This window comes from Pseudomonas sp. SWI36 (genome assembly GCF_002948105.1).
GTDB lineage: Bacteria > Pseudomonadota > Gammaproteobacteria > Pseudomonadales > Pseudomonadaceae > Aquipseudomonas > Aquipseudomonas alloputida.
On the sequence record NZ_CP026675.1, the window covers coordinates 173,099 to 198,681 of the forward strand.

Annotated in this window: 35 protein-coding genes, 1 tRNA gene and 3 pseudogenes; 29 read left to right on the forward strand and 10 right to left on the reverse strand. The window is 59.4% G+C overall.

What is annotated here, in order from left to right:
* Nucleotides 1-63 precede the first annotated feature (63 nt).
* From C4Q27_RS01030 to C4Q27_RS01040, 3 genes are read right to left on the reverse strand one after another with little or no spacing between them, the layout of a single operon-like run.
* Complete coding sequence (locus tag C4Q27_RS01030) at nt 64-243, reverse strand: hypothetical protein (protein ID WP_044047010.1); 180 nt, start codon at nt 241-243, stop codon at nt 64-66.
* A gap of 18 nt (nt 244-261) precedes the next feature.
* Complete coding sequence (locus C4Q27_RS01035; RefSeq protein ID WP_027907665.1) at nt 262-450, reverse strand: hypothetical protein; 189 nt, start codon at nt 448-450, stop codon at nt 262-264.
* A 30-nt stretch (nt 451-480) separates the two neighbouring features.
* A complete protein-coding gene (locus C4Q27_RS01040) occupies nt 481-696 on the reverse strand; it encodes a helix-turn-helix transcriptional regulator (RefSeq protein WP_053867836.1) in 216 nt (71 codons plus the stop codon).
* 103 nt (nt 697-799) lie between these two features.
* On the opposite strand from C4Q27_RS01040, the gene C4Q27_RS01045 reads away from it, so the two are divergent.
* Together C4Q27_RS01045 and C4Q27_RS01050 are read left to right on the forward strand one after the other, a co-directional pair.
* The gene (locus C4Q27_RS01045; protein WP_104886308.1) at nt 800-1,606 is read left to right on the forward strand and encodes an XRE family transcriptional regulator; all 807 of its coding nucleotides are present in this window, start codon (nt 800-802) and stop codon (nt 1,604-1,606) included.
* A gap of 96 nt (nt 1,607-1,702) precedes the next feature.
* A complete protein-coding gene (locus C4Q27_RS01050) occupies nt 1,703-2,458 on the forward strand; it encodes a KilA-N domain-containing protein (RefSeq protein WP_104886309.1) in 756 nt (251 codons plus the stop codon).
* A 76-nt stretch (nt 2,459-2,534) separates the two neighbouring features.
* On the opposite strand, the gene C4Q27_RS01055 is transcribed toward C4Q27_RS01050, so the two are convergent.
* On the reverse strand, nt 2,535-2,861 hold the full coding sequence (locus tag C4Q27_RS01055; RefSeq protein ID WP_104886310.1) for a DUF1654 domain-containing protein: 327 nt from the start codon (nt 2,859-2,861) through the stop codon (nt 2,535-2,537).
* A 927-nt stretch (nt 2,862-3,788) separates the two neighbouring features.
* On the opposite strand from C4Q27_RS01055, the gene C4Q27_RS01060 reads away from it, so the two are divergent.
* From C4Q27_RS01060 to C4Q27_RS01110, 11 genes and pseudogenes are all read left to right on the forward strand, one after another.
* Entirely contained in the window at nt 3,789-4,055 is a 267-nt protein-coding gene (locus tag C4Q27_RS01060) for a hypothetical protein (protein ID WP_104886311.1), read from the forward strand.
* Nucleotides 4,052-4,237, forward strand: coding sequence for a DUF551 domain-containing protein (locus C4Q27_RS01065; RefSeq protein ID WP_104886312.1), 186 nt, complete (start codon nt 4,052-4,054; stop codon nt 4,235-4,237). Before C4Q27_RS01060 ends, C4Q27_RS01065 begins: the two co-directional genes overlap by 4 nt.
* A 20-nt stretch (nt 4,238-4,257) precedes the next feature.
* Nucleotides 4,258-4,674, forward strand: coding sequence for a hypothetical protein (locus C4Q27_RS01070; RefSeq protein ID WP_104886313.1), 417 nt, complete (start codon nt 4,258-4,260; stop codon nt 4,672-4,674).
* Nucleotides 4,671-4,874 carry a hypothetical protein gene (locus C4Q27_RS01075; RefSeq protein ID WP_104886314.1) on the forward strand — a complete coding sequence of 68 codons (204 nt, stop codon included), beginning with the start codon at nt 4,671-4,673 and terminating at the stop codon, nt 4,872-4,874. Before C4Q27_RS01070 ends, C4Q27_RS01075 begins: the two co-directional genes overlap by 4 nt.
* On the forward strand, nt 4,871-5,086 hold the full coding sequence (locus C4Q27_RS01080; protein WP_020191077.1) for a hypothetical protein: 216 nt from the start codon (nt 4,871-4,873) through the stop codon (nt 5,084-5,086). The genes C4Q27_RS01075 and C4Q27_RS01080 overlap by 4 nt, the downstream gene beginning before the upstream one ends.
* A 284-nt stretch (nt 5,087-5,370) precedes the next feature.
* Nucleotides 5,371-6,496 (forward strand): annotated as a pseudogene (locus tag C4Q27_RS01085) (hypothetical protein).
* Nucleotides 6,497-6,506: 10 nt separating this feature from the next.
* Nucleotides 6,507-7,268, forward strand: coding sequence for an ERF family protein (locus C4Q27_RS01090; RefSeq protein ID WP_104886315.1), 762 nt, complete (start codon nt 6,507-6,509; stop codon nt 7,266-7,268).
* Nucleotides 7,265-8,032 carry a lambda exonuclease family protein gene (locus C4Q27_RS01095; RefSeq protein ID WP_104886316.1) on the forward strand — a complete coding sequence of 256 codons (768 nt, stop codon included), beginning with the start codon at nt 7,265-7,267 and terminating at the stop codon, nt 8,030-8,032. The genes C4Q27_RS01090 and C4Q27_RS01095 overlap by 4 nt, the downstream gene beginning before the upstream one ends.
* Nucleotides 8,029-8,142 (forward strand): annotated as a pseudogene (ssb, locus tag C4Q27_RS01100) (single-stranded DNA-binding protein); the annotation flags it as partial. The gene C4Q27_RS01095 and the pseudogene ssb, both read left to right, overlap by 4 nt.
* Nucleotides 8,141-8,344 (forward strand): annotated as a pseudogene (locus tag C4Q27_RS01105) (DNA cytosine methyltransferase); the annotation flags it as partial. The pseudogenes ssb and C4Q27_RS01105, both read left to right, overlap by 2 nt.
* Nucleotides 8,345-8,621: 277 nt before the next feature.
* Nucleotides 8,622-9,491 (forward strand): hypothetical protein, encoded by an 870-nt coding sequence (locus C4Q27_RS01110; RefSeq protein ID WP_104886317.1) that lies wholly within the window; start codon nt 8,622-8,624, stop codon nt 9,489-9,491.
* Between the two features lie 26 nt (nt 9,492-9,517).
* Here C4Q27_RS01110 and C4Q27_RS01115 read toward each other — a convergent pair whose 3' ends face one another.
* Nucleotides 9,518-10,171, reverse strand: coding sequence for a hypothetical protein (locus tag C4Q27_RS01115; protein WP_104886318.1), 654 nt, complete (start codon nt 10,169-10,171; stop codon nt 9,518-9,520).
* An 81-nt stretch (nt 10,172-10,252) separates the two neighbouring features.
* On the opposite strand from C4Q27_RS01115, the gene C4Q27_RS29615 reads away from it, so the two are divergent.
* Nucleotides 10,253-10,924, forward strand: a complete 672-nt coding sequence (locus C4Q27_RS29615; RefSeq protein ID WP_104886319.1) for a Lar family restriction alleviation protein — start codon at nt 10,253-10,255, stop codon at nt 10,922-10,924.
* Between the two features lie 12 nt (nt 10,925-10,936).
* On the opposite strand, the gene C4Q27_RS01125 is transcribed toward C4Q27_RS29615, so the two are convergent.
* The gene (locus tag C4Q27_RS01125) at nt 10,937-11,161 is read right to left on the reverse strand and encodes a hypothetical protein (protein WP_104886320.1); all 225 of its coding nucleotides are present in this window, start codon (nt 11,159-11,161) and stop codon (nt 10,937-10,939) included.
* Nucleotides 11,162-11,303: 142 nt separating this feature from the next.
* Between C4Q27_RS01125 and C4Q27_RS01130 the strand changes: the two genes are divergently transcribed.
* The 7 genes from C4Q27_RS01130 to C4Q27_RS01155 all read left to right on the forward strand — a co-directional run bounded on the left by C4Q27_RS01130 (nt 11,304) and on the right by C4Q27_RS01155 (nt 16,173).
* The gene (locus C4Q27_RS01130; protein WP_104886321.1) at nt 11,304-11,798 is read left to right on the forward strand and encodes a hypothetical protein; all 495 of its coding nucleotides are present in this window, start codon (nt 11,304-11,306) and stop codon (nt 11,796-11,798) included.
* Complete coding sequence (locus C4Q27_RS01135; protein ID WP_104886322.1) at nt 11,795-12,064, forward strand: hypothetical protein; 270 nt, start codon at nt 11,795-11,797, stop codon at nt 12,062-12,064. The genes C4Q27_RS01130 and C4Q27_RS01135 overlap by 4 nt, the downstream gene beginning before the upstream one ends.
* The gene (locus tag C4Q27_RS01140) at nt 12,061-12,372 is read left to right on the forward strand and encodes a DUF551 domain-containing protein (RefSeq protein WP_104886323.1); all 312 of its coding nucleotides are present in this window, start codon (nt 12,061-12,063) and stop codon (nt 12,370-12,372) included. The genes C4Q27_RS01135 and C4Q27_RS01140 overlap by 4 nt, the downstream gene beginning before the upstream one ends.
* Nucleotides 12,369-12,824, forward strand: a complete 456-nt coding sequence (locus tag C4Q27_RS01145) for a DUF2591 domain-containing protein (protein WP_104886324.1) — start codon at nt 12,369-12,371, stop codon at nt 12,822-12,824. The genes C4Q27_RS01140 and C4Q27_RS01145 overlap by 4 nt, the downstream gene beginning before the upstream one ends.
* 120 nt (nt 12,825-12,944) lie before the next feature.
* A complete protein-coding gene (locus C4Q27_RS29225) occupies nt 12,945-14,699 on the forward strand; it encodes a hypothetical protein (RefSeq protein WP_158666113.1) in 1,755 nt (584 codons plus the stop codon).
* Between the two features lie 177 nt (nt 14,700-14,876).
* Nucleotides 14,877-15,122: a DUF4224 domain-containing protein gene (locus C4Q27_RS01150; RefSeq protein ID WP_104886325.1), complete on the forward strand. Its 246-nt coding sequence runs from the start codon at nt 14,877-14,879 to the stop codon at nt 15,120-15,122.
* A gap of 1 nt (nt 15,123) precedes the next feature.
* A complete protein-coding gene (locus C4Q27_RS01155) occupies nt 15,124-16,173 on the forward strand; it encodes a site-specific integrase (RefSeq protein ID WP_104886326.1) in 1,050 nt (349 codons plus the stop codon).
* A gap of 100 nt (nt 16,174-16,273) precedes the next feature.
* On the opposite strand, the gene C4Q27_RS01160 is transcribed toward C4Q27_RS01155, so the two are convergent.
* A tRNA-Cys gene (locus C4Q27_RS01160) sits at nt 16,274-16,347 on the reverse strand.
* 154 nt (nt 16,348-16,501) lie between these two features.
* Complete coding sequence (sohB, locus tag C4Q27_RS01165; RefSeq protein ID WP_064492611.1) at nt 16,502-17,521, reverse strand: protease SohB; 1,020 nt, start codon at nt 17,519-17,521, stop codon at nt 16,502-16,504.
* Between the two features lie 197 nt (nt 17,522-17,718).
* Here sohB and C4Q27_RS01170 point away from each other — a divergent pair, with 197 nt between their 5' ends.
* From C4Q27_RS01170 to C4Q27_RS01185, 4 genes are all read left to right on the forward strand, one after another.
* A complete protein-coding gene (locus tag C4Q27_RS01170; RefSeq protein ID WP_104886327.1) occupies nt 17,719-18,429 on the forward strand; it encodes a histidine phosphatase family protein in 711 nt (236 codons plus the stop codon).
* A 56-nt stretch (nt 18,430-18,485) separates the two neighbouring features.
* On the forward strand, nt 18,486-18,803 hold the full coding sequence (locus C4Q27_RS01175) for an SCP2 sterol-binding domain-containing protein (RefSeq protein ID WP_003251077.1): 318 nt from the start codon (nt 18,486-18,488) through the stop codon (nt 18,801-18,803).
* A gap of 183 nt (nt 18,804-18,986) precedes the next feature.
* Complete coding sequence (locus C4Q27_RS01180) at nt 18,987-20,054, forward strand: phosphotransferase family protein (protein WP_104886328.1); 1,068 nt, start codon at nt 18,987-18,989, stop codon at nt 20,052-20,054.
* Nucleotides 20,055-20,090: 36 nt separating this feature from the next.
* Nucleotides 20,091-20,858, forward strand: coding sequence for an SDR family oxidoreductase (locus tag C4Q27_RS01185; RefSeq protein WP_003251082.1), 768 nt, complete (start codon nt 20,091-20,093; stop codon nt 20,856-20,858).
* On the opposite strand, the gene C4Q27_RS01190 is transcribed toward C4Q27_RS01185, so the two are convergent.
* Nucleotides 20,859-21,680 (reverse strand): bifunctional 2-polyprenyl-6-hydroxyphenol methylase/3-demethylubiquinol 3-O-methyltransferase UbiG, encoded by an 822-nt coding sequence (locus C4Q27_RS01190; protein ID WP_104886329.1) that lies wholly within the window; start codon nt 21,678-21,680, stop codon nt 20,859-20,861.
* Between the two features lie 173 nt (nt 21,681-21,853).
* Nucleotides 21,854-22,204 carry a hypothetical protein gene (locus C4Q27_RS01195; RefSeq protein ID WP_003251087.1) on the reverse strand — a complete coding sequence of 117 codons (351 nt, stop codon included), beginning with the start codon at nt 22,202-22,204 and terminating at the stop codon, nt 21,854-21,856.
* A gap of 117 nt (nt 22,205-22,321) precedes the next feature.
* Here C4Q27_RS01195 and C4Q27_RS01200 point away from each other — a divergent pair, with 117 nt between their 5' ends.
* The 4 genes from C4Q27_RS01200 to C4Q27_RS01215 all read left to right on the forward strand — a co-directional run bounded on the left by C4Q27_RS01200 (nt 22,322) and on the right by C4Q27_RS01215 (nt 25,463).
* Nucleotides 22,322-22,612, forward strand: coding sequence for an RcnB family protein (locus C4Q27_RS01200; protein ID WP_010954750.1), 291 nt, complete (start codon nt 22,322-22,324; stop codon nt 22,610-22,612).
* Nucleotides 22,613-22,855: 243 nt separating this feature from the next.
* Nucleotides 22,856-23,041: a hypothetical protein gene (locus C4Q27_RS01205; RefSeq protein ID WP_004577263.1), complete on the forward strand. Its 186-nt coding sequence runs from the start codon at nt 22,856-22,858 to the stop codon at nt 23,039-23,041.
* Between the two features lie 73 nt (nt 23,042-23,114).
* Entirely contained in the window at nt 23,115-23,507 is a 393-nt protein-coding gene (locus C4Q27_RS01210; protein ID WP_010954752.1) for a glycine zipper domain-containing protein, read from the forward strand.
* A 126-nt stretch (nt 23,508-23,633) separates the two neighbouring features.
* Nucleotides 23,634-25,463 (forward strand): SLC13 family permease, encoded by a 1,830-nt coding sequence (locus tag C4Q27_RS01215; RefSeq protein ID WP_104886330.1) that lies wholly within the window; start codon nt 23,634-23,636, stop codon nt 25,461-25,463.
* Nucleotides 25,464-25,583 lie beyond the last annotated feature (120 nt).

Below are 25,583 nucleotides of genomic sequence, written 5' to 3' on the forward strand. Positions count from 1 at the left end.
GCAGAAAGCCGGGCCGCTATCCCGGCTTTTTTGTGCCCGTAATTCGGGCTTATCAGGGCCTGTTCAGGCCTTTCGATGAAACGGGGTCACGACTCCTCGCGGGTTGCGAGGTTTGGTTCGGTTGGCCAGTTCTCGACGGATCAGCTCAGCTGCCAGCGCCTCAGGGCTTACGCCCCTTCTCATCGCCTCTTTCTCCAGCTGCTCCATCTGCCCCTGGTCCAATCCGATTTCTTCAATCGGCATGGGGCCTCCTAAGGGCCTTCAGGCCACGTGCTGATCGCCGGTATTCTCCGAAGCCAAGGCGGCCAGCTGAGCCTCAAGCAGCTCACGGCAAAGCACAGCGCGCTGAGTGCGATGAAACTTTGCCAGCGCTTGGATCAGTTCAAAGGTGTCCTCATCGACCCGGACCTTGATCTCGCGGTCATGCAGGTGATTGCGGTTGGCGTACATGCGGGAGTAGCTCCTTGCAGTTGGAATTGGTTAGGCGGCGACTTGTGCCGGTGGGAACGCATCATCAAGGGCGCAATTGGCACCCAGGACGTTCAGCGCTTCTACGATCTGGCGCGCCTCTTGAAGGCCCGGATTCCTGAGGCCTGATTCGTAATTCGCCAGGCGGGACTGATTCCAGCCGAGCTGACGGCGCAGCGCTGCCTGGGTAACGCCAGCCCTTTCGCGGATCGTTCGGACTTGGTTCATACGGTCTTCCTCCATTGATGACCGAAGGATAAACACGCATCGTGTTAATTGCAATCACAATAAGTGAAAGCCGGGTATTTCGTTTCGTGATGAAATTCCGCGCATGAACGAATCATTGAGCCAGCGCATCAAGCGCTTGAGAAAAGCGACGGGAATGTCCCAGGCCCAACTGGCAGAGGCCTGTGGCTGGAAATCGCAGTCTCGGGTCGGGAATTACGAGGCAGGCACGAGGGAGCCGACCTTGGCGGACATCGCGGCCATGGCATCGGCCTTGGGCGTCGACCAGTCCGAGCTACTGCTTAGTCAGCCTGTCGTCGAGGCTCCTACCACAACAGTTCGAAGCACGACCGACTTGGTTAAGCTGATGCTTGCCAAAAGTGGTAAGGGCATACCGGAAGAAGCCCGGCAGCGCTTGATAGCCGCGGCTGAGGATTATTCCTTGTCTGGGGTCATGTCTGATGACATGCAGCGCCCTGGCCTGGTCGGAGATGAAGTCCGGATCGCTCACTACGATATCCGCGCTGCAATGGGTGGCGGCCAGCTGCCGCACGACTACCCGGAAATGCTCAAGGACATTCGCGTCAGCCCCAGTCACCTGCGGGAAATCGGCGTCGAGTTCGAAGAGCACTACCACCTGAAGGTGGTCACCGGATGGGGTCAGTCGATGGAGCCCACCATCAAGCACCGGGACCCGCTGATCGTGAATATCAACGTCCGCGACTTCGTGGGCGATGGGGTGTACCTCTTCGTCTGGGATGACCTGCTCTACATCAAGCGCCTGCAGGTGGCTGATGAGGAGCACTACGAGATGATATCGGACAACCCGCGGCACAAGGATCGTCTGATCCGGCGGGATATGACCTACATCCAGGCCCGCGTACTACTGGTATGGAACGCCCATCTGGTGTGATCCTACGGGGAAGGCTTGCAGATTATTTCAGCTGCCAAAAAATGGACGGTCATGCGGCAAATACCCTTGGCCTAGACTAGGAATAGAGGATTTACGATGGTTCAGATTGGCTTGCCAGTAATACCGCACGTAATGGAGGGAAACCTTATCCATCAACGCGCGGTAGATGGATATATCAGTGCGACCGCCATGTGTAACGCTGCCGGTAAGCAATTTGGCCACTACAACTCCTCGCGACCAAATGTCGAGTTCCTGCAGGCGTTGTCAGCATCTCTGAATATCCCGCAAGCGGTTCTTGTGCAATCGATCCGCGGGGGAAATTACCAGGGAACGTGGGTTCATCCTCAGGTAGCGATCCATTTAGCTCAATGGTTGTCGGCTGGATTCGCCGTCCAAGTGACCGCATGGGTTGCCGAATGGATGTCTGGTGGCGTGAACCCTGCTACCGCCGGTCGTACCCCGGTGCACGTCCAGCGCTACATTGCAAACCGTTCGAAGATCCCGCACACGCATTTTTCGATGCTGAACGAAATAACCCTAGCGCTGATCGCTCCGCTCGAGGCGGAGGGCTACGTTCTGCCGGAGTCTTTGATCCCTGACATTTCTAGTGGCCGGATGTTTTCTGGCTGGCTTCGGAAAGAGAAGGGTATCAGCCCAGAGACCTTTCCAAGCTACCCACATCAATACCTAGATGGCAGGATTGTTCAGGCGAGACTTTACCCTAACGAGCTTCTTGCTGACTTCCGATCCTATTTCTACGGCACGTGGATGCCAAAGCGATGCATGGATTATTTCAAGGAAAGGGACCAGGTAGCCCTGAAATACCTCCCAGCTCTTCTCGAAAAATTCTGAGTACCGATATCGCCATACCGATATCGGTCAATCGCTCGGCCTGAAAGCCCGCCTTGTGCGGGCTTTTTCATGCTCGTCAAAAAGGCGCCTCCTCCCCTATCCTCTCCGCCTCCCATTCTTTCTCCACGACCAGGTCGTCTCGATCTTCGGCGCTCTGCGCTTCCCACCTGACCGTCACGCTCTCGTCGTCGTTGAATGTAAGGTCCAGCTCCGGCGTTTCCGCCAGCAGCCCCATCACCTCCTCCCATTCCATGTCTCCGTCTGTTTCCAGGCGATGGATCGTCACCCAGCGCTGCGACTGCGCGATCGGGTGATTGATCATCGACGAGACCCGCAAGCCCAGCCGCTCAAGGGCGGTCATCTCTTGGCGAGGTTGCGGGGTCGACTTCTTCTGCTTGGCCATACCTTCCTCTGTTAACTGTACATCCATCCAGTACTGAGCGAAGCATACATCACGCCTCGTGAAAGGTGAACACGCTTCGCTTTGAAGAATCTCAACACGGTCCTGAAAAAATAAATCACATATCGTGTTGACACATAAAACACAATGCGTGATATTTGCCTCAACACGCAGTCACTCACCAGGGACTGCGGAGGCCCTCAAGCCTCACCGCTCTTTCACATCGATGGGAACCTCGCGGATCGATCCCGGCAACGGTACAGCGCGAGCAATAAATTCGATCCCCATGCCAGCTCTGGAACTGGCCAGCTCGAAGCCATGCGGCGCGCTCCCTCACTGAAAGCGTCAAGCGGGCCAAGGGTTGCGCTGCAACCGCTCCCTGCCGGGATGCCCTCAGAACGGGCGTCGGTGCCTGGCACAGTGCGAGCAGCGAGGAAACACAGATTTCACTGGCTGGCCTTGGCGACAGGGCCAGACGGGAAATCGATTGCTCACGCGGCGTCGCGAAAGCAAGTGAGTCAAAAATATTGAATCCGACAGTTGCCTACTTGGTCAGGATTTATGAACGCAGTAAATCTGACGAGGTAACAGCAATGACTATCGAAGCAGAGACACTCGCTCAACTTACCGAAGCGCTTCAGAAGCGCGGTATGTTCCTAGTTTCAGACGTCGCATTTACCAGAGCGCCGTACCGACATAACCACCGCTGGATCTGCATCGTAGAGTGAAAATTCTTATTGCCGGCGGCTCAGAGTAGGCCTCTACCGCCGGCTCCTCTTCTGATTCATCCCACATTCGGCAAGACCCGGTTTCTTTCCTATCCCCTTCCCAACATTCGACCGCATTGGCAGGCGCCAGGCCACCTTTCACGGTGGGTTTGGTCACCCGCGCCTGGCTCCTGGCCAATGCGGTCACACCGAGGAAATTTCCATGTGCAACTGCGCATCCGAAGTTGAAGCCAAAGCCAAGGAAAAGATCGCCACGCAGCTCCCCGATGGGGCTCAGTCGCTCACTGTTGAGCTTCAGGGCATGGCGATGATCCTAGGCAAAACGCTGGAGACCAAAAACAAGCTCAACCTGCACGTTGAGTACCAGGCGCCCAAACGCGCCGGCGGCTTCAAGACCGTCAAGCAGGACCTGTCGATGATCGGCAGCTACTGCATGTTCTGCGGTGAGAAGTACCCGGAGGCAGCATGAGCGGCTGGGTCAAGTGCAGCGACAGACTGCCGGAGGAGATCAAGGCGGACTATTTGATCGTCTGCGAGTCCGGCGAAGTCGCGCTTTCCGAATACGTTTACGACGACACCGAAGGGTGGGGATTCTGGTACGACCCGTACGCGACTCATTGGATGCCCCTCCCTTCCCCACCCACCGAGTAACCCACCACCTGGAGGCGACCATGGGCGCACTTCGAGCAGCACAGTTTGAGTACGACAACCGGATGCCGCCGGCGGTGAGCGAAGTAGCTGACGCCGAATCCACCTGGATCGACGACGGCATCGCTGAGCTGATGGCGCGCCGCGACGTAGTGTTCCAGCGCCGGATGCGCCCGCAGCAGGGTGTCACCTATGAGCGCTTCACCCAGGCGGTGGATGAGTTCGTTATGGGCCAGCTTGCCCTGAATGGCATCAGCAACTCGGTGCTGGGCCGTCTGGTTCTGGCTGCGCGGTGCAAGGTCGCCAGCGATGCAGCAGCGGCAGCTGAGGAGATCCTGAGCGTGGCCAACCCTGAGTCGGCGCTGGAAGAGATCGCCCGCCAGCTGCTCACCCCCTTCGCCAAAGAAGGAGTGCTGGCCCAGGCCGAGGAGGCGCAATGAGCCCTCACAGCTTGGCAGTCAGCGCCATCGAGGCCGCAATCGAAACGATGCTTCTGCCGGGCTCTGGCCCGGTGGAGGAAGCCAAGGCTGAAACCCTGGTGGTCGCCTACTTCTCCCTCCTCGCCATCGACGCCGAGGAGTTCAAACACTACTGCGAGCGCATCCGGCGTATTGCCGTTCGGCGCAAGGAGGCTGCATGACTACGCCGATCTTCATGTCGATCGTCGACGAGCAGGTGGCAGAGGTCGCCCAGGCGGTGCCAGATGACCGCATCCTTCTGGTGTTCAAGGGCCTGACCATGGAGGACGCCATGAACCAGGCGCGCCTGGCTCATATCGAGAATCCTGCTGCCTGGTCGGGCCGCGCTTACCTTTGCGGCATGTGCACCCTCGCCTATGAGGTCCGCACGTGAGCCGCCAGCAGGCCAGACGCTGGGCGTTCTGGCGCGGCTCCTTCTCCATGCTCTTCGCCTGCACCTTCTTCATGCTTGCCAGCGCCCTGGCCGGCAGCATCACTTCCTGAATCACGTAGCCGAGCACGGCGGCCCTTCGGGATAACCGTACCCCATGCGGGAGCGTAAGCGGCGAGAGCGCGCAACCATCCACCGCAGCCAGGGCCTGGAGCGTACCTCCAATCTGGGTGACCTGGCATTTCCCTATCCCAACTGACGGCGCCGGCCTGGCGCGAGGTGTACCAATGTCCGCACAACAGAAACTGATCAAGATCGAAGAGATCAGCGAGGCGAACGCCTCCGGCCATCTACGTGGCCGGCGGCCTGCAGCAATTCATCGACCTGGTGAAGGGTGAGGTACTGGGCGAAGTGCCTGACCTGAAAACCCGCAAGGGCCGCGAGCGCATCGCCAGCCTTGCCGCCAAAGTCAGCAAGTCGAAGACTGCCGTAGAGAAACCTGGCCGCGACTACCTGCGCCGCCTGAAGGAAATGCCGAAGGTGGTCGAGGCTGAGCTGCGCGAGTTCGTGGCCAAAATGGACGCGCTACGGGACGAGACGCGCCGGCCGCTCACCGAGTGGGAAGCCGCCGAGGATGCTCGGATCGACCGCCACAACGACGCAATCAACCGTATGAAGGACCTGGCCACCGAGCTGGGCACCTTGGATGCCGAGCAGCTGAAGGCGCGCCTCAGCGAGCTCTCCGCGTTCCAGTTGGGCGAAGCGTGGGAGGAATTCGAGGCTGAGGCAGCTCGGACCAAAGAGGCTTCGCTGAATGCAGTGCAGGCCGCCCTGGTCGCCCGCCAGAAGTACGACGCCGAACAGGCCGAACTGGCCCGCCTGCGCCGCGAGGCAGAAGAGCGCGCCGAGCAGGACCGCATCCGAGCGGCACAGGAGGCCGCAGTTGAGGCGGAGCGTCAGCGTGTGGCCCAAGAGCAGCAGGCAGCGCGAGAGGCCGCCGCCCGCCGCGAGCAGGAGCTGCTTGACCAGGCTGCCGCACAAGAGCGCGAAGCCGAGAACCAGCGCCTGCAACTCAAGCTGCAGGCCGAGCAAGCTGAGCGTGCTCGCATTCAGGCCGAGGCCGACCGCGTTGCGGCCGAGCAGCGGATGAAGCAGGAGCGCCAGGACGCCGCACGCCGGGAGGAGGAAGCCGCCGAGCAGGCGCGCCAGGAAGAACGCCGCCGCGCCGATGCAGCAGCAGCCGAAATCCTCAGGCAGCAAGAGGCCCGCGAGCGCGACAAGGCGCACAGGGCCAGCATCAACCGCGCCGCCCTGGAGGCCTTCGTCGCCGGCGGCATGACCGAGGAATGCGCCAAGCAGGCCATCACCCTGATTGCCCAGCGCAAGATCCCCAACATCGCCATCACTTACTGAGGCACAGACCATGACCAGCGCAATCATTGTGCCCGAACAGCGTCGCCAGGCAGTGGCTGCGCCCGCCCCCGTCGACAACAGCATAATGGCGGTGATAAGCCGAGCAGCCGCCGACCCAACCTGCGACATCGAGAAGATGGAGCGGCTCCTGGCCATGCATGAGCGCATGCAGGCCAAGACAGCAGAAGCCGCCTTCAACGCTGGCATGGCGCAGATGCAATGCGAGATCCCGACCGTGTTCGAAGCGGCAGTAAATCTGCACACCGGCAACGCCTACGCCACGCTCGACGACATCACCCGAGTCGTCAAGCCGATCATGCAGCGGCACGGCTTCGCGATCACCTTCAAGGTGGAAAACCAGGACAAGTCGATCAGCGTCACCGGCATCCTGATGCACCGCGACGGCCACCGCGAGCAGACAACCATGACCCTGCCGGCCGACATCGGCAAAGGCCGGAACGATGTTCAAGCCGTCGGCTCGTCCACCACCTACGGCAAGCGCTACGTGATGTGCGCCTTGCTGAACATCACAACCGGCGACGTCAGGGACGACGATGCGCAATCGTCGGATGGCTCAGATACGGCGGAAGTGCGGGCCCAGGCGCTGGGCGACATCCTGGCCCAGGTCGAAGCAGCCGCAACCCCCGACGAGCTCAAGGATGTATGGCAGGCATCCGTAAAGGTCATGCAGGCCAGCGGCGACAAAGCCGGATACGACGCGGTGAAGATCGCCGTGACCAAGCGGAAAACAGTACTGGAGGCCAACCCATGATTATCGTCAATTGCACCCAAGGCTCGCCCGAGTGGCTGCAGGCCCGCGCTGGAGTGATCACCGCCAGCATGTTCAGCACCGCCCGTTCGAAGGTCAATGGGCTGACCGCGCAGCAGCGAACCTACGTCGACGCCATTCTGGCGGGGCACAGTGAAGCCAAGGCGCGGGATCTTGCCGGATACAAGGCCGGGCCGAAGGCGGAGGTTGTTCAGAGGGCGCTGGATGGCGAAAAGGTGGGCGAGCCATCGAATGCCGCCCTCACCTACGCCTTCGAGCTGGCCGTCGAGCGCATCGGGGGCGCCCCGCTCGATGGTGGGTTCGAGACCTGGCAGATGCGCCGCGGCCATGAACTGGAGCCGGAGGCGCGGATGGAGCACGAAATCCAGACAGGCCTGATCGTCACGCAGGTCGGTCTGGTCAAAACAGACGACGGCTCGTTCGGCGCCAGCGCGGACGGCTTCATCGGTGAAGACGGCGGAAGCGAGTACAAGTGCTTCCTGGCCCCGGACAAGCTCCGTGCCTTCCACATCGACAACGACGCCAGCGATGTCATCGACCAGGTACAAGGCTGCATGTGGATCACTGGCCGGAAATGGTGGCACATCGGGATGTACTGCCCCCTCCTCAAGCCCGTAGGTCGCCAGCTCTGGTGGCGTGAGTTCAAGCGCGATGACGACTACATCGAGCAGCTTGAGCAGGACCTGTGGGAGTTCAAGCTGTTGGTAGATGGCTTTGAAAAGCAGCTTAGGAGCAAAGCAGCATGAGGGGCATCAACAAAGTCATCCTGGTCGGCACCTGCGGCCAGGATCCCGAGGTCCGCTACCTGCCCAACGGCAACGCGGTCACGAATCTAAGCCTGGCCACCAGCGAATCGCATGCTGCAGCCGCACGAGCTCTACCGCGCCCAAGGCTTCCCGGCCAGCTACATCATCGACAAGGGCGCCGACGGCAAGCCGTTCACCAAGACTGAACAGGTGCACATGTGCGGCAACAGTGTCAGCCCGCCACCGATGGCCGCCCTGGCCCGGGCCAACGATCCCTGGCGAACAGAATGCCGGGCGGCAAAGGCTGCTTAGTGAAGAAGCAGTTGCCACGGATACGACCAGATCAGGTCGGCCAATCGGCTCAACAGCTCCACAGCAATTTCAGCGACAACGTTTGAAAGCAGTTCGACCATGAAGGTTTTCATTGTGCGTCTCCAAAGGATATCCAGTCCGGAATGGCATGGAGAAACCCTTTAGCGAACTGCTTTCACCTTTTTCACGACGCCGAATAATTTTTTTTTGCCAGGTGCCCCATGCCCACCGAAAACCGAACCTCCGCCCTTCAGATACTCAACAAGGGGAGGAAGCGATGAACCCCTACCAGATAACTGGGCCTGCGCAGATCGGCGTCAGTGGTGGCCGCACCAGCGGGCACATGCTCTGGAAAATCCTTGAGGCCCACGGCGGCAAGCTCCCGGCAGATGTGCACGCCTTCTTCCAAAATACCGGCAAGGAGCGCGAGGAAACGCTGGTCTTCATCGACGCCATGGCCAAGCACTGGGGCGTCAATATCGTTTGGATGGAGTGGTGCCGGGTGTACGGCCAGCCGGAATACGCGCCTTGGTACAAGATCGTCGACTTCGAGACAGCCAGCCGCAACGGCGAGCCCTTCACGATGATGCTGGAGTACTACCAGGCATACCGCAAAGCGGAGAAGAACCTGCCGGCCGTGTTGCCGAACTTCAGCAACAACATGTGCACCGCCTACCTCAAGGTGAAGATCGGCGAGAAGCACATGCGCGCCCTGGGCTACGACGAATGGGACTGCATCGTCGGCATCCGCTACGATGAGCCGCGGCGCTACAGCCGCATGATGACGGCCAACGAGCGCGGCAATGCCCGTTGGGACAGCGTCTGTCCCTCCTACGTCGCGGGAATCATCAAGGAGGACGTGGCCTCCTTCTGGGCCGATCAGTCATTCGACCTTGGCATGGATTCGGACTACGGCAACTGCGACCTTTGCTGGAAGAAGAACGAGGCCAAGCTGATCAGGACCATCCAGGAAGACCCGGCGCGGGTTATCTGGTGGTCTGGCACCGAAGAGCGGTTCGGCCAGGTGTTCCGTCAGGATCGCGCCAATTACCGGGCGCTGGCCTGGTCAGCAGATCAGCGTGCCAGGCAAACCGATTTCGGCTTCGATTACCTAGCCGAAGATATAGATTGCTTTTGCGGGGACTAACGGGTACCCCATTTAGACCAGAGAAGCTAAAGACGTTTATCTTTTAAGTAACTCTCTACGGCAGCACAGGCTTTATCGAACTCTTGCCTAAAGTCATCACCTTTTTCATCTGGGGTGTCGTACATGATGTCTCTGCGAGACTTAAGAATCTCACGATAGGGTCGCCGGTCATCCTCGTCTTCTCGGGGGTCGGACGCGATCAAGTTCAACTCTACGACCTTTGCAAATTCGTGATGCAGCTTGAATAGAGGTGCAAATAAGTCAGTAAGAGTCCTGTCCCATACCGCCTCGCTATCTAGCAAAGTGATATGGATCGGCTCACGAGCGCTACGAAGTGCTTCAAGTCTTCGTTGATAGCCCTTCCTCAATTCGAGATGGTGTTTCTCGGCAAATGACAATCCCGCCGCTTCATCTGCTGAAAGCTGGAATTCCCACCCAAGCATCCCCGCAAGACGAGCTTGCTCCATTGCATCCCGATATCGATAAAGCTCAATTAAAGCCCTGCGCGACAGCTCATGGTCGGATGCACCTTTCAGTTGGCGCCGCCACGTAGCAAGGCCTGAAAATCCAACCCAGGAAGCCAGGCCCACGCCAATTGCGCTGACGAACGTCCCGATTACGCTGAAAACATCCTTGGTAAGCGCCCAGTCAGCGTCAGTGATCGCCAAGCAAATCGACATCATCATTCTCCCTAAAGACTGGCTGCATGATAGCTACGAGGTATCCCCATGCCCACAGAAAACCGATCCAGCAACACACAGATGGTAAGCGCACTGCTTCCCTGCCCGTTCTGTGGTGAGAAGCCGCAGATCACGAAGCATCACCGCGAAGACATCTACAGCTTCATGCACCGCTGCCAGATCCTCGGCCCGATCAGTTGGGGCTTCCGCGAAGACCAGCAAGCCCACATTGAAAAGTGGAATGCCCGAGCCCAGCCAGCCCCGCAGCCCCACCCCGAGCCTATAGCCTGGATGGTTGGTACTGCCATCTGGTGGACCAAAGAAGAGGCAGAGCGGGATGCCGCAGAGACTGGGCTGCCGATTGTTGGACTTGGGCCGATGACCGGCACTGCGCCTGCCGAGCAACAACAGGGCGAGCCGGTGGCTTGGTTGGCCAAGACTCTCAAAGGCAGCCTTGCCGGGACGCTCGGGCTTGCACGATACGACCAAAGGCTGAACCCCGAACTGTACGATGGGCCATTCCCGGTGTTCAGGCACGCTGACCCTGGCGAGGTTGAGCGGCTGCGTGAAGGCATCGCCAAGCACTGGAAGGTGGTATGCGATCAGCGTGCGGAGATTGAAAGCCTGCGCGACCAGCTGGCCAAGGTCGTGCGCAGCGGCGCGCTTACCGCCCCAGAGCATGAAGCGCTTGAGGCTGAATGCTGCGCCCTATCCGCCACCGCAGAGCCGAGCGCGCCGGCTGCGCAGGCCTGAAACAAAGTCGTTTTAACCCGCCTCCTCTGTCTCTTGCTCCAGCAGCCAGAGAGCACTTTCGATCTCCGCAATTGCGCCAGGCACCAGCTCGGCATCTACCCATTGCCAGGACGTGTTGCCTATGAGCCCGCCAATGGCCTGGCGGCGCAGTTCACCGATGTCGATGCCCTGCTGCTCCGCTGCTGCAAAGACCGCCGCCAGCGCGTGCTCCAAATGCATAACCCTTTCTGTGGTCATGGCTGCTCTCCAGTTGGGAAGCTCAGTCTAGTCCCCTCCTGATGACCCAGATGTGAAAAACACACAAGAGCACATTTGTACTCTCCGCTGTAACCCCTCTCCCCTCTATTCACTGCCGCGATATGGCGGCCAAGGAATTCGTATGCTCGAAGCAAACATCAACCAACACCTGAGCACCCTCACCGCAAGTCAGCTGGCCAAGCTGCTTGTCATGCGCAAGGGCCTCCAGTTCGGCTACGACTACACGTTTACCGACGATGATGGGCAGTCTACCGACGTCGATCTGGCCTTCCTGGCTGCGGCACCTGGCGAGCTGCTCGAGGTTCTTTTCGAAGAAAACGAGCATGACGACGCCATCAACGAAGTGCGATACGAAGCTGAACAGGTAAGCGGCATCCCCGAGTGGTGCCACTACAGCTGGGGCAGAAACTACGAGGTCGACGTAAAGGCCTTCATCCTGCCCGATGGTCGTGCCCTCGCCTTCTGCGAGATGAGCGGCGGTGGCAAGCACGGCGATCCGAATGCCTACCCGTGGGTGAATGAGGCCAAGTTCATCAAGGTCGCGGGTGTCGAGGAGCGCGTCATCAAGACCTATAAATTCGAGGAGATTCCAGAAGCTGCTGGGGTCGAGCCATGACCCGACTCGCCCTTTGCCTCCTGCTGCTGGCCACCGGCGCCAGCGCAGAACAGGTTGCCCCCAACGTCGAGGTCATCCACGACGACAAGCGCGCCGTCACCTGCTGGGTCTACAGCGGCCACTACTACAAGGGCGGCATCAGCTGCATCCCCGACAGCCAGCTGCTGGCCGGCAACGAGCGCCAGTTCTCCCCGCACGAAACACAACCCGAACCTACACCCGCACTGGCGCCTGGGCGCTGGACTGATGAGAGGTATCAGCTGTGAGCGAATGGATCAAATGCAGCGACAGGCTGCCGGAAACGCCAGTCAATTCCGACACCACCTTTATCGTCGCGGTCTACCGCAGCCGAACCTACAAGACGTACGTGTTCGCAGCGGAATGGCTGAACGAGAAGCTGCTCAATACCGATGATGACGAGCAGCCCGAAGAAGGAACGCCCTTCACCGGCTGGTACTCGCTCGAACCGCACGACGACTTTGATGAATACTGGATGCCGCTTATCGATTCTGGTTCGGGTGATGAGGTCACCCACTGGCAGCCCATGCCTTCCCCGCCGGGCACCCAGCCATGACCGCCCTGATCGAAGTGAAGACGGCAGACCTGGTCGGTGAGGCGCTTGGCTGGGCTGTCGGAAAGGCGGAGGGCCTGGACCTGTTCCTTGAGCCGCCCGGGTACAACGGGGTTCCTTGGCGGGTGTTCGCCAGGTACCGGGGCGAGGCCATCGAGCACATCAAGCGGTACAACCCGTGGGAAGAATGGGCGCTGGGCGGGAAGCTGATCGAGAAGTACCAGGTTTCGCTGTCGCCACCGACAAGCGCCGTGCACCGCAACTTCGGCTCCATGGACAAGCGCAACGGCTACTACGAGTCGGGTTTCTGGAGCAGCACGATCTTAGGTAAAGAGCGAAAGCACCGCCGAACCGCGTTCCACCATCCCGATAACCCACTGACTGTCGCCATGCAGGCCATCGCTCAGTTTGAGCTCGGCGATACTGTCCAGGTTCCGAAGGAACTGACGCTATAACGGTCGTTACTGGGCACAAACATTCTTGAGCCCATGCACTCACGAGTCTGGGCTCACCAGTTGCGACTAACTCCATTATCACAATCAACCAATCTGCCTCTTTAGGCGAAGGAGTCATGCATGACGGAAAACAATATATCCCAAATAGGCACAATGGAAGAAAAACAACTGCTAGGTGGCGCTATTGCCCGAGCAGTTCAGGACTTCTCATCTGAAACGCTACCTACTATCGAAAGTTTTGGCGGCAAAGGTGACTACATCACTGATAACCTTGAGCCTTTAGCGATGGCGATAGCCTCAGGCGCGAAAGGTATTAAGTTTGGATTTGGAATATACTCATTCTCAAACGGCTTTGATAAGCCTCAAGGCTTCCTGATGAAAGGAGAAGTAGCACCAGAGTTCGGGTTTGGAACCTTGGACGCAAAGCAATTTTTACGAGAAGGGTATCGGCATTTGATGCCAGGAACGGTTCTAGCCTTTAAAGGCCGGGGAACCTTAGTAGCGCAATTCCCCCAAAGATCTGACGAATTTTCAACAGTCCGATACTGTATTCGGTCGGTCAATACTGGACATGGGTCTCTGGGCGCATCTATTAGAGACCTTGCCATAATTCAAGATATGATTTGCATTGATGCAAATGGCAAAGCAACTAAGCCAGGATTTGAAAACAAAGCCGATTACGAGGTCGGGCATCTGTTCGATGACAGCGCCCAAGAAGTCTCCTCAGGGGTCGTAGTATTCGGATATTTCTCTAAAGCTGGCACAGCAATTATTTCTAGCGCGGGAAACGATGACCCCGATTACAATAAATTTGTCGGCGGTTCCACAATGGGAAAACACGGACTTGCAATTCTTGGGAGCAGTACTTCTGCCAGCTATGGACTCAGCGGAACGGCAGGATACAACTTCAAAATGTACACCTTAGACCATCATAGTCGGGGCTCTATGACCACAGAGGAGCGCATTGAGTATTATGCAACTGCGGATACTTGGTCCTGCCTTTATATCGATGGCGATGTGGATGCCTCGTCGGCGGAAATCAATGGCCACTATTTTTATGACTGCGTGATGCGAACCAGAGCAAACCATCCTCTCCGCCTTGGAAAAGCATCAAACGTGCAGTTCTATGGCGGTGTTTGTGAATTATCTCCTTACGGCATACCAAACTCAGACACCCCGACCTTTATCGCATCTACCGATGTAAAACGAGGCATCGGCTTTTATGGCATGCGAAACAACTTCCTGAGCACGATATTCAACCCTGAATTCGTTGGAAAGATTCCAGTCCCAGTGATAGTTTCAGGCGACCCTCTCAACGGACGATTTGGAGTATTTGGCAAGGCTCCAACAGGCTATTCAGGTACAATCTTAGGCTCCGATGGAAACACTGGAAACTGCTCGGTTCAGTTAACGAGAGATGCAAACAACGGTAGTTCCGACTGGCTTATGAGGATGAATGTCAATCTAGGAGATAATCTTGAATTCAAGCATGCCTCTAAGAGCTCGCCTGCTTTTTCTCTAACACCAGCAGGAATACGCGTACCCACAGCAGGAGAGCGGCTTGTTATCAAAGAACCTCGCCCTGCGCTCTCCATCAAAGACGGGACAATCACAGTAACCGGATCGTACCATGCTGTTACTCCCGAACTTGGGAATGCAGACGATCTAGACACGATACATGGTGGGGTTGAAGGAATGGAACTAGTGCTACGCCCTACCTCCTCAGCGCATGAAATAACCTTGAGACGCGCCATCGGGAACATCAGACTTGACAGTTCAATCAACCAAGTGCTTAGAGGCAGCCTCTCACGAATCACGCTTCAATATACCGGTGGCTTCTGGGTCCAAGTTGCACCAGTTTGCAACAATGGCTAGCTAAATCACAAAGACTGCCTGTAGTAGCTCCAAAAGCGCTCCTACAGGCATTAGCGATACTCCTTTCTCGTTAGTAAGCACCAGGATAACTCAACTGCCTGTTGTTCTCGGGCAAGATCGGAATCCAAACAACTTTCTTCTGGTGTTGCCATCATCAACAACATAGAGATTTCCCCCATGGAAACCGAGATCCTTTCGGACGAAGAGCTGGTGGAGATCACCGGCTACAAACCCCGGGCGTGGCAGCGCCGTTGGCTCACAGAAAAAGGCTGGCACTTTGTCGAGAGCCGCGGCGGCCGGCCACTCGTGGGCCGCCAATACGCCCGTCAGAAGCTCAGCGGCGTGGTGATCGATACCGTGCCGGTCGTAGCAGCCCCTCCACCAGCCCCCACCTGGACCCCTGATTTTTCCCGAGTGAAGTGAAATGCGCCCAAGGAAGACCGAGAATCGCGACTTGCCACCAGGTATGTATCGCCGCAAGAGACAAAAAGCCAATGGCAAGGTGTGGGAGGCCCTGTACTACAGAGACAAGTCGGGCAAGGACATCTTCCTCGGCAATGACTTGATGAAGGCCAAGCTGAAGTGGGCGGAGTTGGAGGCCAAGTCGGTGCCGAAAGAACTGACCACGATGAAGGGGATCTTCGACGAGTACCTGCTGAAGATCATCCCAGGCAAGGCCGCCAGGACCCAGAAGGACAACATCTACGAGCTCAAGCAGCTGCGCAATGTGTTCGACTCGGCGCCGATCGACGCCATCACCCCGGCCATGATCGCGCAGTACCGCGACTCGCGGTCGGCGAAGACCAGGGCAAACAGGGAAATCGCCCTGCTCTCCCACGTATTCAACACGGCGAGGGAATGGGGGCTTACCACCCGGGACAACCCGTGCCTGGGCGTAAGGAAGAACAAGGAGAAACCGCGCGACTTCTACGCCAACGAAACAGTTTGGCAGGCGGTGTACAAGGAGGCTCCACCGGAGCTGAAGGATGCGATGGACTTGGCCTACCTGACTGGCCAGCGGCCATCGGACGTACTGTCCATGCGGAAGGACGATATGGAGGGAATCTACCTTCTGGTCAGCCAGGGCAAGACCGGCAAGCGATTGAGGATCGTCCTGGAAGTAGATGGAGTGAAGAACAGCCTGGGCCTGCTACTCGAGCGGATCATGCACAGGACCAGAGAACACCTGTCCCCGTTCTTCATCGTCAACGAGCACGGCAAACGCATGAGTTGGCCAATGTTACGCAACCGGTGGGCAGACGCCCGCGAGGGCGCAAGGGTGAAAGCTGAGGTCGAGAAGAAGCCGGACCTGGCCAACCGAATCGCCCAGTTCCAGTTTCGCGACATCCGACCGAAGGCGGCCTCGGAGATCAACGATCTGAGCGATGCAAGCGTGCTGTTGGGCCACTCGAAAGAGGGAATTACCGAGCGCGTTTATCGGCGCGTCGGGGCCATCGCCAAGCCTTCCAAATGACGAAGTTTTGGGACTGGTCTCAATTAGTTTTGGGACTTCGGTATTTTCTGGCGCACAAAGAAAAACCCCGCAGACGTTAATCTGCGGGGCTTTCGAATGGTGGAGGCCGAGGTCGGAATCGAACCGGCGTAGACGGATTTGCAATCCGGAGCATAACCACTTTGCTACTCGGCCTCAAAGGTCGGATCTAGCTGCTTGCGCTTTGCTATCTCCTTGAAACGCTGAACCTTTTTCAAAGTTTGCTGCGTTTCGATGGGCGCCATTATGTCTTCATTCTTTTAACCTTGCAACCCCCTGAACGAAAAAAAATTTCAACGGGTTCAAGGTGTTAGCGCAGGCGGCTGAGTTTACTCCACAAGCCCACCACCGTGTTCTCCACGGTACCACTGGCGGCCATGCCAATACGCTCCTGCAGGCTCTTGCGTTCGGCATAGTGCAGGTGGAACAGGTTGGCGTTGCGTGCGCGCTCGCTCAGGTACTCGTCACTGGTCTGCAACTCGTCAACCAGCTTGCGATTCAAGGCGGCCACGCCCAGCCAGACTTCGCCAGTGGCCACTTCATCGATGTGCAACTGCGGACGATAGCGGGAGACGAAATCCTTGAACAACTGGTGAGTGATGTCCAGGTCTTCCTGGAACTTCTCCCGGCCCTTCTCGGTGTTTTCGCCAAAGATGGTCAGGGTGCGCTTGTACTCGCCAGCAGTCAGCACTTCGAAGTCGATGTCGTGCTTTTTCAACAGGCGGTTGACGTTGGGTAACTGCGCCACCACGCCAATAGACCCCAGTACGGCGAATGGGGCGCTGACGATCTTCTCGCCGATGCAGGCCATCATGTACCCACCGCTGGCAGCCACCTTGTCGATGCACACGGTCAACGGGATGCCTGCCTGACGAATACGCGCCAGTTGCGACGCAGCCAAGCCGTAACTGTGCACCAGGCCACCGCCGCTTTCCAGGCGCAGTACCACTTCGTCACGCGCGGTGGCGAGCGTCAGCAGCGCGGTGATTTCGTTGCGCAGGCTTTCGGTGGCCGAGGCTTTGATGTCGCCATCGAAGTCCAGTACGAATACCCGGCTCTTGTCTTCGGCCTTGCCCTTCTTCTGCTGTTTTTCCGCCTTGGCCTGCTGCTTGCGCAGGGCCTTGAGCTGGGCCTTGTCGAGCAGGCCGGACTCCAGGCGCTCACGCAGGTCCTTGTAAAAATCGTTCAGTCGGGTGACCTGTAATTGCCCGCCCGATTTGCGCCGACCTTTGCCACGCAGACCGGCGATGGCCGACAGCACCACCAGGATGGCGATGACCAGGGTGGCGGTTTTGGCGAGAAAGCTTGCGTATTCGGCAAGAAACTCCACGTTGACTCCTTAAATGCCTGCGCCACTACGGCGCGTCACTGTTGCAAGCATACCGTTGCGTCTATGGTGCTGCCAGCCGGTGTAAACGCTGGCAACATCTTTCAAACAACCTTTTCAAACGCTTGTATGTTTTTTCGTTGACAGCCCGTGAGCCGCATCCTAACCTCGCAGCAACCTCCAACAGGCCGGAACCTTTCGTGGGCAATCTCTACCTGATTCGACATGGCCAAGCCTCCTTCGGTGCCGATGACTACGACGTCCTCTCGCCCGTGGGCGTGCGCCAGAGCCAGGCCCTGGGTGAACACCTGGCCCAGTTGGGCGTGCGGCTGGACCGCTGCGTGGCTGGCGACCTGCGCCGCCAGCAGGATACCGCACGGCTGGCGCTGCAGGCGCTGCACGCCAACGGCTGCCCGGTGCCGGCGATTGAGACCGACGCCGCATTCAATGAGTTCGATGCCGACGGGGTGATCCGCGCCCTGTTGCCCGACCTGCTGCCGGAAGAGCCCGATGCCCTGCATGTGCTGCGCAATGCTGCGCAGCATCGCAGCGAGTTTCAGCGCCTGTTCGCGTTGATGGTGCAGCGCTGGCACGATGGCGAGCATGCCGATAATGGCCTGGAAACCTGGCATTCGTTTACGTCACGCGTACAAGGGGGCCTGCAACGCGTGCTGGACAGCGCCGGCAGCGGCGATCATGTTGCTATCTTCACCTCGGGTGGCACCATTGCCGCCCTGCTCCACCTGGTTACCGGTATTACCCCCAGCCAGGCGTTCGCGCTGAACTGGCAGATCATCAACACGTCGCTCAGCCAGCTGAAGTTTCGCGGCCGCGACGTGGCACTAGCCTCCTTCAACAGCCAGGCCCATGTGCAGCTGTTGAGGGCGCCGGAGCTTGTCACCTACCGATAAGCCCGGCTTGTTGTGTCCCTGCGGGGACGTGTAAATCACTCTATAAGGAATGCGCCATGACCTCCGTAGCTGATGCCGTCAAAAAGATGCAAGAGAAATTCAACCCATCCGCTGCCGCCGGCCTGGACCTGGTGTTCGGCTTCAACATCACCGACGAAGACAAGCACTACGCGCTGATCGTCAAGGACGGCACTTGCGACCTGCAGGAAGGCGAAAACCCGGATGCCAACTGCACCCTGGTGATGGACGCCGAAACCCTGAAGGGTATCGTAAGCGGCGAAACCGACGGCATGCAGGCCTTCATGGGTGGCAAGCTGCGGGTTGAAGGCGACATGATGCTGTCGATGAAACTCAGCGAGCTGTTCCCGTCCTGAGGGCTGGGAATACCGGATGATCGAAAAACCGAAGCCTGACGGCTTCGGTTTTTTTTGCCCTGCATTCGGTGCAGTGATCCACCAGCAACACCCTCACCTATTTGGCACATGGGACGATTGTTCCAACCCCGGCGGACCATTAGATTACCCAATAGTACTTGCTATCGAGAATAAGGAAGACGCATGACGCTCACCGACCAGTCCACCCAGGTACGCCCCGGCGAAGAACTCGACGCGGCCGTCATCGACCCTTACTTCAAAGCCAATATCCCCGGCCTGCACGGCCTGCCGAGCATCAGCCAGTTTCCTGGCGGCGCCTCCAACCTCACCTACCTGGTCAGCTACCCGGGCCGCGACTTCGTGCTGCGTCGACCACCCTTCGGTCAAAAGGCCAAGTCGGCCCACGACATGGGTCGCGAGTACCGCATCCTCAACCAGCTGAACAGCGGCTTCCCCTTCTGCCCCAAGGCCTATGCACACTGCACCGACACCGGCCTGATCGGCGGCGAGTTCTATGTGATGGAACGGGTCAAGGGCATCATCCTGCGCTCGGACATCCCGGCCGAACTGAACCTGGACGCCAGCCGGACCGAAGCCCTGTGCAAAAGCTTCATCGACCGCCTGGTCGAGCTGCACCAGGTGGACTACACCGCCTGCGGCCTGGCCGACCTGGGCAAGCCGGAGGGCTACGTGCAGCGTCAGATCGAGGGCTGGACCAGCCGTTATGAAAAAGCCCTGACACCGGATGCGCCACGCTGGGAAACGGTAACCGCCTGGCTGCACGAAAAAATGCCCGCCGACCACCCGCGCCCAGGCATCGTGCACAACGACTACCGGTTCGACAACGTCATCCTGGACGCGGACAACCCCATGCGCATCATCGGTGTGCTGGACTGGGAAATGGCCACCCTGGGCGACCCACTCATGGACCTGGGCAACTCCCTGGCCTACTGGATCGAAGCCGGCGACCCGGCGCCAGTGCAGTTGATGCGCCGCCAGCCGAGCAACGCGCCGGGCATGCTCAGCCGTCGCCAGTTCGTCGATTACTACGCCGAGCGCGCCGGCATCCGCCTGGACAACTTCGATTACTACTATTGCTATGGCCTGTTCCGCCTGGCAGGCATCGTTCAGCAGATCTACTACCGCTACTACCATGGCCAGACCCAGGACAAGCGTTTCGCCCAGTTCATTCACATGAACCGCTTGCTGGAACAAATGACCTTGCAGGTCATTTCCAAGTCCAGCCTCTGAGCACAGCCCACGACGACGGATAACAAGGAAAACAGCATGTCCAAGACCCACCTGTTCGACCTCGACGGCAAGATTGCCTTTGTTTCCGGCGCCAGCCGAGGCATCGGCGAGGCCATCGCCCACTTGCTCGCGCAGCAAGGGGCCCATGTGATCGTTTCCAGCCGCAAGCTTGACGGGTGCCAGCAGGTGGCCGACGCCATCATTGCCGCCGGCGGCAAGGCCACGGCTGTGGCCTGCCACATTGGTGAGCTGGAACAGATTCAGCAGGTGTTCGCCGGCATTCGCGAACAGTTCGGGCGACTGGACGTGCTGGTCAACAATGCTGCCACCAACCCGCAATTCTGCAATGTGCTGGACACCGACCCAGGGGCGTTCCAGAAGACCGTGGACGTGAACATCCGTGGTTACTTCTTCATGTCGGTGGAGGCTGGCAAGCTGATGCGCGAGAACGGCGGCGGCAGCATCATCAACGTGGCGTCGATCAACGGTGTTTCACCCGGGCTGTTCCAAGGCATCTACTCGGTGACCAAGGCAGCGGTCATCAACATGACCAAGGTGTTCGCCAAAGAGTGTGCACCCTTCGGTATTCGCTGCAACGCGCTACTGCCGGGGCTGACCGACACCAAGTTCGCTTCGGCATTGGTGAAGAACGAAGCCATCCTTAACGCCGCCTTGCAGCAGATCCCGCTCAAGCGCGTGGCCGACCCCAAGGAAATGGCGGGCGCGGTGCTGTACCTGGCCAGCGATGCCTCCAGCTACACCACCGGCACCACGCTCAATGTCGACGGTGGCTTCCTGTCCTGATCAGGCTTTGACGGCGACCAAGGTGTAACTCAGGGGCAGGCGGGCAGGCTGCTCGCGCAGGCGATATTCGCCGTCTTCGCCCTTGACCATCTGCCCCGGCAGCGCCTCCCAGGGGATGCTCTGGTGCTCGACCAGCGCTGTCAGCTGCAGGCCGTGGGCCAGCAAGGCGGTGATCACTTCACCCAGGCCGTGGTTCCATTCGTGAGTTTCGGTGTGGGCCAGGCGTTGATCGGTTTCGACATAGGTCTGGTCGTTGTGCCACACCGTCGGCGCTTCGTGTTCGAAATACGGATATTCGAGCTGCAGGCGGTCCTGATGATCTTCGTTGACAGCCATCAGCATCGGGTGCCCGTCACGCAGGAACAGCCGCCCGCCCGGTTTCAGCAGTGCCGCGACGGTGCGCGCCCAAGGCTCGATGCGGGGCAACCAGCAGAGCGCGCCAATACCGGTGTAGACCAGGTCGAATGTACCCGCCGGCAGTACCTTGTCGGCGGCATAGACGTCAGACTCGACATACCGGATGGGCAGCGCGCAACGCTCGGCCAATGCCCGTGCCTCGGCCAGCGAAGCCTTGGAATAATCCAGGCCGCAAACCTTGGCGCCAAGGCGCGCCAGCGACAGGGTGTCGGTGCCGATGTGGCACTGCAAGTGGACCGTATCAAGCCCGTCGATGTCACCGAGCAATGGCAGGTCGAAGCGTACGGTTTCGGACAAGTGCCCGTGTTGCTGGACCAGGCGTTCGACCTCGTAGTCCTTCGAAGCGGCGTGCAACGGGGCACGCTCATCCCAGCTGATGCGGTTGAGTTGCAGTGAACGGTCCATGGTGTCGTCCTTGAGTGGAAGCACCTTATGCTAGCCGCCACCGAGCGCCCTGCGACACAACTGCCTTGAAAAAAACTGTAAAGCCCGCGCGCCTCTGCTGTGGCAACAACTGCCCTTCCTGAATGCACGGGCCCTTGCAGAAGCGGCGATAGCGCCCGTACAGGCGCCAGCCGTTACAGGCAGGTTGCAGCAGCCGCTCGGCGTTGCAGGGCCACGCCGTCGTTCTGCTTCGCGTAGTAATCCACACGCGTGCCGCCCGGCTGCGGGTAAACGTCCACGAACGCTTCGGCCTCACGGGTAAACACGGTGAAACCGCCCTGCTTGCGAGGCTCCAGGTAGCCGCTGGCGTCATCACCGAACACCTTCTCTTCCTGCCAGCTGAACTGGATGCACTGGGCCACCAGCTCTGGCGCCTTGTGCGAATCGAGCTGCGCAGTCGGCTTGCCGCCACGCGCCGTTTCCATGGTCGCAGAAGCACAACCGGCCAGCATCAGCACCGCAGCCAACGGCAGAATCGCACGCATGTTCCATCCTCGGGGTCGCAAAAAAGAAGGCGACTCTAGCACTGGCAGGCATCCCGAGTGAATTGCCGCGCACTTGCCGCTGTCGCAGATAAAACATGCCATCACGAGGAACGCATCATGAAACTGCACTATCTGCTACTCGCCGCCCTGCCTTGCCTGCCTCTGAGCGTCAGCGCCGCCCCCTCGAGCGAAGAAAGCATCACCGCCCCCGAAACCCACAACCGTGAACTGAACGTCGGCGACAAGGCCCCGGACCAGTACAAACGCGATGACCAGGCCATCCAGGACTGGAAAGCCAAAGGCCTGCCCGAACCGGAAAAGGAAAGCCACTGGGTGCGCATGGGCAAGCATTATGTGCTGGTGCAGATCACCAATGGCGTGGTGCTGGCGATTCAACCGGCATCCTGATTCGACACGCCCCGGCCAAGGCGACCCATTGCACAGCACTTCGCCGCCGGCCAAGCATGGCCAGAACGTGTTGATACGCTTGGAACGATCAATGCCGGTCAGCGCCACAGCCCGTTCTTTCAGGCGAACGCCTTGGCGCTGATCACTTGAAGCACAATTTTTTTGCCCGCCCGGGAAACCAAATCGATCGGTCCCAGTCTTAAAAGGTGCCCCGTAAACCTATGCGGATCAAGGACCTATATCGTGCTCACGCGTCTTGCAAGCCTTTCTCTGGTTGCTGTTGTCCTGCTGACCGCAGGTTGCCATAGCCATCGCTACCATGATGACGACGGCTGGCGTGACCGCGACCGTGACCATCGCCACCACCATCGCCATGACCGCGACGACGATGACGATCGGCAATACCGCGGTGACCGCTACTACCGCTGAAGCGTCCTTTCAGCCCTGACCTGCCGCCCGTTGCGCGGCGACTTATCCTGATGATTCCTTTGAGGTTCGTATCATGCGTCTGACTCTGCCTTCCCTTGCCCTTGGCCTGCTGCTATGCCAGGGCGCTTTCGCCGGTGACGGTACTGCCGCCATTGGCGGTGGCCTGGGGGGTGTCCTGGGCAACGTTGTTGGTCAACAGCTCGGCGGCAAGACCGGCGCAGCCATCGGTGCCGGCGTTGGCGGCGCAGCCGGCAGCGCTGTCGGTGCGCGCAAAGGCAACCGTACCGAAGCCGCCATCGGCGGTGGCCTGGGCTCGGCCGGCGGCTCGCTGCTGGGCGGTGCAGTAGGCGGCAAGACCGGTTCGACCGTGGGTGCCGGCCTGGGCGGCGCGGCCGGTGGTGCCCTCGGCAACCATCTGGGCGACAACAACCGCGGCAGCAAGAAGCACCACCGCCACCGTCACTGACCCCGTGACCGGAGGGCCGCATAGCGGCCCTTTTTGTTGCAGCACATCAACACCCCCTTCACTACAAGCTGGCACACTGACTGCTACTGTCTATCGTGCCCCCGTGTGAAGGAACACCCCCTCCCCATGAACCATGAGTTGCTCTGGGTCCTCGGCCTGCTGGCCATCGTGATTACCCTGTTCGTCATCAACCGCCCACGCATGGACGTGGTCGCGCTGCTGGTGATTCTCGCCCTGCCACTACTCGGCATCCTTACCGTGGAACAGGCCCTGGCCGGGTTCAGCGACCCCAACGTGGTGCTGATCGCCGCCCTGTTCGTGATTGGCGAAGGCCTGGTGCGCACCGGCATTGCCTATCGCATCGGCGAATGGATGAGCGAGCGGGCCGGCAATAGCGAAGCACGCCTGCTGGTACTGCTGATGGTGGCGGTGGCCGGGCTGGGATCGATAATGAGCTCCACCGGCGTGGTGGCCATTTTCATCCCGGTGGTGCTGAGCATCGCTGCGCGCCTGCAGCTGTCACCCAGCCGCCTGATGATGCCACTGGCTTTTGCCGGCCTCATCAGTGGCATGCTCAGCCTGGTCGCCACACCGCCCAACGTGGTGGTGCACAGCGAACTGGTCCGCCATGGCGAAGCGGGGTTCAGCTTCTTCAGCTTTACCCCGTTCGGCCTGGTGGTACTGGTGCTGGGCATTGGCTACATGCTGCTGACCCGGCACTGGCTCAACGGTGAAATGCGCAAGGACGGCCGGGTGGAAAGCCGCCGCACCTTGCTGGACCTGGTACTGGACTACAAGCTCAACGGCCGTGAACGACGCCTGCGCATCCGCCCTCAGTCACCGCTGATCGGCCACAACCTTGGCGAGCTGCAACTGCGCACCAGACACGGCGCCAACGTGATCGGTATCGAGCGCCAACACAAGTTCACCACGCGCGTGATCGCGGCCGACTCGGGCACCGTGCTGCATCAGGGCGACGTGCTGCTGCTCGACCTGTTCGCCAAGCATGACAACCTGCGCAGCCTGTGCCAAACCATGCACCTGGAGCCGCTGCACTTCAAGGCCGCCTACTTCATCGACCAGTCCCAGGATTTGGGAATGGCTGAGGTGTCGCTGCCACCCGGCTCGCAGTTGATCGGCAAGAGCATCCTCGAACTGGCGTTCCGCACCCGCTATGGCCTCAACGTGGTCGGCCTGCGCCGCGATCAGGCCGCTATCGAAGAGCAACTGGTGGAAGAAAAGCTGCGCCTTGGCGACACGCTGCTGGTAGTCGGCCCGTGGAAGGCAGTACGCCAATTGCAAAGCAAGCCCAAAGATTTCCTGGTCCTGAGCTTGCCCGCCGAGATCGACCTGGTCGCACCAGCCCGCACTCGCGCGCCGCAAGCGTTGCTTAGCCTGGCGGTAATGGTCGGGCTAATGGTCAGCGGCGCCGTACCCAATGTCATGGCAGCGTTGATCGGCTGCTTGCTGATGGGCGCAGGCCGTTGCATCGACATGAACAGTGCCTATCGCGCCATCCACTGGCAAAGCCTGGTGCTGATCGTGGGTATGCTGCCCTTCGCCCAGGCGCTGCAGAAAACCGGCGGCATCGACCTGGCGGTGGGTGGGCTGGTGAACGTGCTGGGTGGTGCCGGCCCCAGCGCCATTCTTGCCTGCCTGTTCGCCGTCACCGCAGTGATCGGGCTGTTCATTTCCAACACCGCCACCGCGGTTCTGATGGCGCCGGTGGCTGTCAGCACTGCGGCGCAGCTGGGCATGTCGCCCTACCCGTTCGCCATGACCGTCGCACTGGCCGCGTCGGCGGCATTCATGACGCCGGTGTCATCACCGGTCAACACGCTGGTGCTTGGGCCCGGGCAATACCGCTTCGCTGACTTCGTCAAGATTGGCGTGCCGTTCACCGTGCTGGTGATGCTGGTTACCGTCGTGATGGTGCCGTGGTTCTTCGGGCTGTGAGGAAAGTGGCCAGAAATAGAGGCAATTTGACATTATCGCAACCAATCGCGGCAGATTGACATCAACCACCCTGAGCCAACACACTGCGGGTAATTGCCCCAGGTGCTCTATCGCGTTGTC